Source organism: uncultured Subdoligranulum sp., from assembly GCF_937890665.1.
In genome coordinates this window covers 1-5887 of record NZ_CALADU010000005.1, presented here as the reverse complement: position 1 = coordinate 5887, position 5887 = coordinate 1, and the positions used below count along the sequence as shown (strand labels likewise).

General features: G+C 52.7%; 4 protein-coding genes, 1 tRNA gene and 1 pseudogene. 2 read left to right on the top strand and 4 right to left on the bottom strand.

All coding sequences use genetic code 11. The annotated features are described in order from the left end of the window. Positions 1–293: 293 nt before the first annotated feature. Positions 294–1049, top strand: a complete 756-nt coding sequence (locus Q0526_RS00240; protein WP_298729699.1) for a DUF975 family protein — start codon at positions 294–296, stop codon at positions 1047–1049. A gap of 40 nt (positions 1050–1089) precedes the next feature. Here the strand turns inward: Q0526_RS00240 and Q0526_RS00235 are convergent, their stop codons facing one another. Continuing rightward, complete coding sequence (locus Q0526_RS00235; protein WP_298729697.1) at positions 1090–2286, bottom strand: cation:proton antiporter; 1197 nt, start codon at positions 2284–2286, stop codon at positions 1090–1092. Between the two features lie 204 nt (positions 2287–2490). Here Q0526_RS00235 and Q0526_RS00230 point away from each other — a divergent pair. Next, positions 2491–2582 (top strand) — tRNA-Ser (locus tag Q0526_RS00230). A 110-nt stretch (positions 2583–2692) separates the two neighbouring features. Here the strand turns inward: Q0526_RS00230 and rnr are convergent. From rnr to Q0526_RS00215, 3 genes and pseudogenes are all read right to left on the bottom strand, one after another. Continuing rightward, the gene (gene rnr / locus Q0526_RS00225) at positions 2693–4822 is read right to left on the bottom strand and encodes a ribonuclease R (protein WP_298729696.1); all 2130 of its coding nucleotides are present in this window, start codon (positions 4820–4822) and stop codon (positions 2693–2695) included. A 160-nt stretch (positions 4823–4982) separates the two neighbouring features. After that, positions 4983–5228 (bottom strand): preprotein translocase subunit SecG, encoded by a 246-nt coding sequence (gene secG, locus Q0526_RS00220; protein WP_298729695.1) that lies wholly within the window; start codon positions 5226–5228, stop codon positions 4983–4985. Between the two features lie 99 nt (positions 5229–5327). Next, positions 5328–5887 (bottom strand): annotated as a pseudogene (locus Q0526_RS00215) (PolC-type DNA polymerase III); the annotation flags it as partial.

Here is a 5887-nt window from a genome sequence, read left to right as displayed (position 1 = left end):
AGGGAACTAGAACCTGAATCTAGCGCGTCTGCCAGTTCCGCCACATCCGCATATTTGCTGTCGTTTCCGTGTCTTTCGTTTGCCTCGTGACCCGGGCGACGTGTATTATTATAGCCAGCCACCCAACAAAAGTCAAGCATTTTTTCAAAAAAATTTCGAAAAAATCCCAATTATTTTTTCAGGCAGGCAAAAGCAACGTTTTTTCGTCTTTTATGCCGTACGATTTCCTCATTGCCTTGCTTTCCCTCCAGAATTTGCTATAATAATCCTACAATATGGAGGTGTAAACACGTATGTGGACCTGTTCGTTATTAAAATCCAATGCATGGCAGGCGCTGCGGGGACGCTATTGGCGCTCGTTTTGGGTATACCTACTGTTAATGGTTCTTAGCGGCACGCAACTCCCCCACTGGGAAATACGCTATTCCGGCGAGGATGTTCTGGATGCCGTGGATTATTACAGCTCTGTGCTGAATAGTTTGTCTACCACAACCTTGCTGGCCATCTACCTCGTGATTTTGCTCGGCTCGGTGCTGTATATTTTGTGGAGCGCCTTTGTGGTAACGCCTTTGTCGGTGGGACAATGCCGGTATTTTATGGAAAGCCGTCAGGGACGCGCCCCTTTCCGTACGATCTTTACAGTATTTCGTACGCCCTATCTGAATGTCGTCAAGGTCACCTTTTTAACCAACTTAAAAATCTTTGTCGGTCTGCTTCTTTTCGTTATTCCGGGAATCTACTGGGCTTATTGTTACGCTTTGGTTCCCTATTTGATGGCAGAAAACCCGTATCTAACTACCTCGCGCGCGATGGAGTTAAGCCGCCAAATCATGTATGGCGAAAAATTTCACCGCTTTATTTTAAAGCTGTCCTTTTTAGGTTGGGCACTTCTCTGCTGGCTCACCTATGGAATCGGATTCTTTTTCCTTGCGCCGTATCAAGCCGCCACCTACGCCGAGTTCTATGCCGCCATGCGTGCCAAAGCCTTTGCACAAGGGCTTACCACTCCGCAGGAGTTGGGCGGTTTTGTACGACATCCTGAGAATTAAACCCACAAAAAATCCCGGCCAATGGCCGGGATTTTTCTATTTATCCTTGGATCTGTTTAGGATGAGGCTGCGGCGGCATTTTCACAAACAAGTTCTTAAGCACCAACGGCGTAGCCACCGAGGAAACCACAATCATCAGAATCACCGCCGTAAAATAGACGGGATCCACCACATTGACCTCCAGACCTTTTTGGGCCACAATCAGTGCGACCTCGCCGCGCGTCATCATACCGACGCCCACTTTCAAAGAGTCGCCCCAGTTAAAACCGCAAACTTTGGCGGCCAGCCCGCAGCCGATGATTTTTGTAACCAACGCCACAATGACAAAGCAGATGCAGAACAGCAAAATGTCCGGCGTAAGGCCGCTGATATCGGTCTTCAGGCCAATGCTGGCAAAGAAAACCGGTGCAAAAATCACATAGTTGCTGATATCCACCCGGCGTTCCACGTAAGAAGCATCGGCCATGGTGCACAGCACAATGCCGGCGATATAGGCACCGGTAATATCGGCGATTCCAAAGTATTCCTCCGCCACATACGCCAGCGCAAAGCAGAAGGCGATACTGACAATGGTAATACGCTGCGTATGGGGATTACGCCGATCCAGCCACTGCATCGCGCGGTGGAAAAGCAGGCCCACCACAATGGCCACCACAAAGAAGAGTACCGTGTTCAGCAGCACCTGACCAAGGCCGGTACCCGTACCGGAGCTGGCGCCAATGACACAGGTAAGCACCACAATGCCGATCACATCATCGATAACCGCCGCACTGACAATGGTGGTACCAAGGAAACTTTTTAGGTGCCCCAATTCCTGCAAGGTAGCCACCGTAATGGAAACGCTGGTGGCTGTCATAATGGTGCCAATGAACAGCGCACGATAAAATTCCAGCGTTCCCACAGCCGCAAAACCGTAGAAGAAACTGTACAGCAACGTACCGCCTACCAGCGGGACCGCCACACCAACACAAGCGATCAAAGTAGCAATCGGACCAGCCCGCAACAATTCTTTTAAGTTTGTACCCAAACCGGTGGTAAACATCAGCAAAACCACGCCAATTTCGGCAAAGACGGCGATGGTATCGCTATTTTGTACCAAATTCAAAACACAAGGTCCAATCAGCAAGCCGGCAATAATTTCTCCCACGACCTGCGGCGCCTTAAATTTTCTTGCAACAAGAGCAAAAAACTTGGCGCTTATCATAATGATTGCTAGATTTCGAAAAATGGAGTACACAAAACACAACCCCTTTCAAACGCGAAACTCCCACAATTTAGTTATAGTTGTAGCACGTTGCAACAGGGCTTGCAAGGGCTTTACCCCTTTTTGTAAGTTCTTACAATTTTTGTGGAAAATCTCATCTAAAAAAATATTTCGTTTTACGCTTGACATCCTTGTCGTAAATTGCTATAATAGCCCTTGCAGTCAAACAACTGCTGTGGAAAGATGGCTGAGCTGGTCTAAGGCGCACGACTGGAAATCGTGTAGGGCCCCTAAAGCCCTCGAGGGTTCGAATCCCTCTCTTTCCGCCATAAAAAAGCACCAACAACTTTTGTTGTAGGTGCTTTTTTTATTTTGTAAGGAATCCCACACAACCAAAAGCGCATCCCTGTGGCTAACCACATCGGGATGCGCTTTTTTCTTATTCTACCATATATTCGAAGTCAATGCGTCCCAGTGCCACATCGGCGCCAGCCACGCGAATCTTCATAGAGGTACCCAGCATCCAACTGCGACCCGTGAGCGGATCCAGCATGCTGACACCATCCACCACTTGTGCTTCGCCCTTGCAGAGCTGCGCTGCCGGCACAAAGCCTTCCACGGTGTTTTCCAATTCCACAAAGACGCCGCGGGGCGTAATGCCCGCTACTGTACCGACATACACTTCGCCCAGATGGCTGTGCATATATTCCGCCTTGTACAGGTCCTCTACATCACGCTCGATGCGCACCGCGTCCACTTCTTTCTTACTGGACTGCTCGCTGGCACGCTGGGCAAATTCCGTGTAGGTGCTGCCCATCTGCTGTGCCGAAGCACCTACCAGCATATCGCTCAGGATGCGATGAATCGCCAAGTCGGGATACCGGCGAATAGGGCTGGTAAAATGGGCATAGTCCGCCAGTACCAAGCCGTAATGGCCCAACGGCTGGGGCGCGTACCGTGCTTTCTGCATGCTGCGCAAAATACCCGTATGCACCGGCGTCTGAATGGGTTGACCGCGGGTTTCGTCCAGCAAAGCCGCCAATTCCAACTGCGTCGGAATGGGATTCTTGAACTTGGCATGCAAACCACAGGCCAGCAATGTAGCCGACAGTTTTTCCATCTTTTCGGCATCCGGGGCCTCATGGACACGATACACAAAAGGTACCTTGTTGGTGCGTCCCGCATTGGCTGCGCACTGGTTGGCCAACAACATGAACTCTTCAATCATGCATTCCGAGGTACCGCGGCCCCGCTTAACGATATCAACGCAGCGGCCCTCCTCGTCGATGATCAGCTTAGCCTCATCGGATTCAATCTCCATGGCGCCGCGCTTACGCCGCAGCTCCAGACGCTTGCGGTACAGCTCATCCATCAGCGGCAACTGGTCCAATACCGCTGCGTATTTTTCCTGCAAAGCGCTCAGATCTGCGCCTTCTTCCGGTTCCAACAGCGCATTGATTTCCTTATAAACACCCTTTACACGGCTGCGGATCACCGTCTTAACAAAGTGATACCCATGAATGTTGCCTTCGCTGTCCAGACGCATCAGGCAGGAAAAGGCCAGCCGCTCTTCATCGGGATTCAGCGAGCAAATCCCATTGGAGAGCTGTGTGGGCAGCATCGGGATAACTTTGTCGGCATAGTAGATACTGGTGGCACGCTCAAACGCCTCGTTGTCCAGCGCAGAGCCGGGCCGGACATAGTGGCTCACGTCGGCAATATGCACGCCCAGCTCATAGCCGCCATCCTCCAGCTTCTGCAGGCTGATGGCATCATCAATATCCTTGGTTTCGGCCGAGTCGATGGTAAAGATGGGAATCGCCCGCAGATCCATCCGGCGCGCAGCTTCCGCAGAATCGATGGTGGCATTGTCATAGGCATGGGCCTCCGCCAACACCTCGGGCGGGAACTCCTGCCGTACATTGCGGCCATACAGAATCGCTTTTGCGCATTCCGAGGCGCGGTCCGAGGCACCAAACTTTTCCACAACAGCGGCACGGTGTTCACTATGGCGCTGACCGCGGTGGGTAATCTGAATACCTACCTTGTCCCCCAGATGTACCCCTTCACTGCCCTGCTTAGCCAGCAGGAATTTCACGTCCCGGCAGCCATCCGGTTCTACCGCCAAACGGCCATCATCCGACAGGCAGACCGTGCCCGCAAAGCGGTTGTTGGGGACGGTGACTTCCACCACTTCCCCTTCCGACGAACCCTCCACCCGCGGATGGTCAAACAGTTTGACGTCGATCTTATCCTGCGGCATGGCGCCATGCAGAGCCCGCCCCGGGATAAAGATATCTCCCTGTCCATCGTCACGGCTGGCAAAACCAAACCGGGCCGCCAACTTGACCAGCGTGCAGGGGATGGTATCGGGGTTGGCTTCATTTTGGTAGGTGGCAAAGCCCGGCACATACGTGCCGTTGCGCATCGACAGTTCGCCGGTAGCCACCATGGCCGACACGGTAGTGCGCAGGCGGGAATTGTCCACCTGCAGGTTATTCTGCAGCTCCCGCAACGTCATAGGACGGCGCTTTACCGCAGAAAGAATGCTTTTTTGTAACGGTGTCATATATACTCCTTCATTTACGTCGCCGTGCCGTCCGGCACAGCCCTTCCATTGCGGGGACCTTCCCCGCTACTTTCCCACAAAAAACGGCCCGCCGGGGCGCAGATCATTCTTCAACGCGCTTGGCGGACCCTTTTGTTTTGTGATTGCTGCTTTTCTCCGATTACAGGCGGGCGCTGAGCACGCAGACGATCAGCGCGACCACGAAAAACACTGCGCCAAAGACCTTCGTCCATTTGGCAAGTTTGGCATTCAGGCCACGCTCACGGCCAGCCGCCATATGGGTGTTTTCGCCCATGATCGCCGCGGAAAGCCCCTGACCCTTCTGCTCTTGCGCGAGGGTAAATACGATGATCAAAAGCGATACTGCAATCAGAACGCAACCGAGAGCGATCTCATACCAGTTCATTGAATAGCACTCCTTTAACTTCTCATGCGGGGTATAGTATAACACAGATATGCCGTTGGTGCAAGCTTTTTTTGCGATTTATTTCCAATTTCAACCGGTTCACATCAGGCTGAACAGGTCCACCTGACTGGTCTCGGGCAGATTACCCAACGCCCCTACCGAGCGCAGTTTATCGAAAACCGAGCTGGCTACGCCACTGGCTTGCTGCAGTTCCTCGATGGAAATATATTCCTGTCCATGGATGGTTGCTTCCTCCAAGGCGACGGCTGCTGCCTCACCCAAACCACGCAGCGAGGTGAAGGGCAGGCGCACCTTGCCGTCTTCCACCACATACTTGCTGGCATGGCTCTTCCCCAATTCAATGGGCAGGAATTGGCAGCCACGCTGCAGCATCTCGTTTTCCAACTGCAAGCTGACCAACGCATCGTCATCCTTGGCGGTGCGCTCCTCCTTGGGGATGCGCTCATTGTCCCGCAGATGCTCCTTAGCCACACGAACGCCGCCCACTGCCGCTTCGTAGTCAATGTCGGCACCACGTACCGTAAAGTACACCGCATAGAAAATCGCCGGATGATACACCTTAAACCACATCAGTCGAATGGCTGCCATCAGGTAGGCCACCGCGTGGGCTTTGGGGAACATATACTTGATCTTGCGGC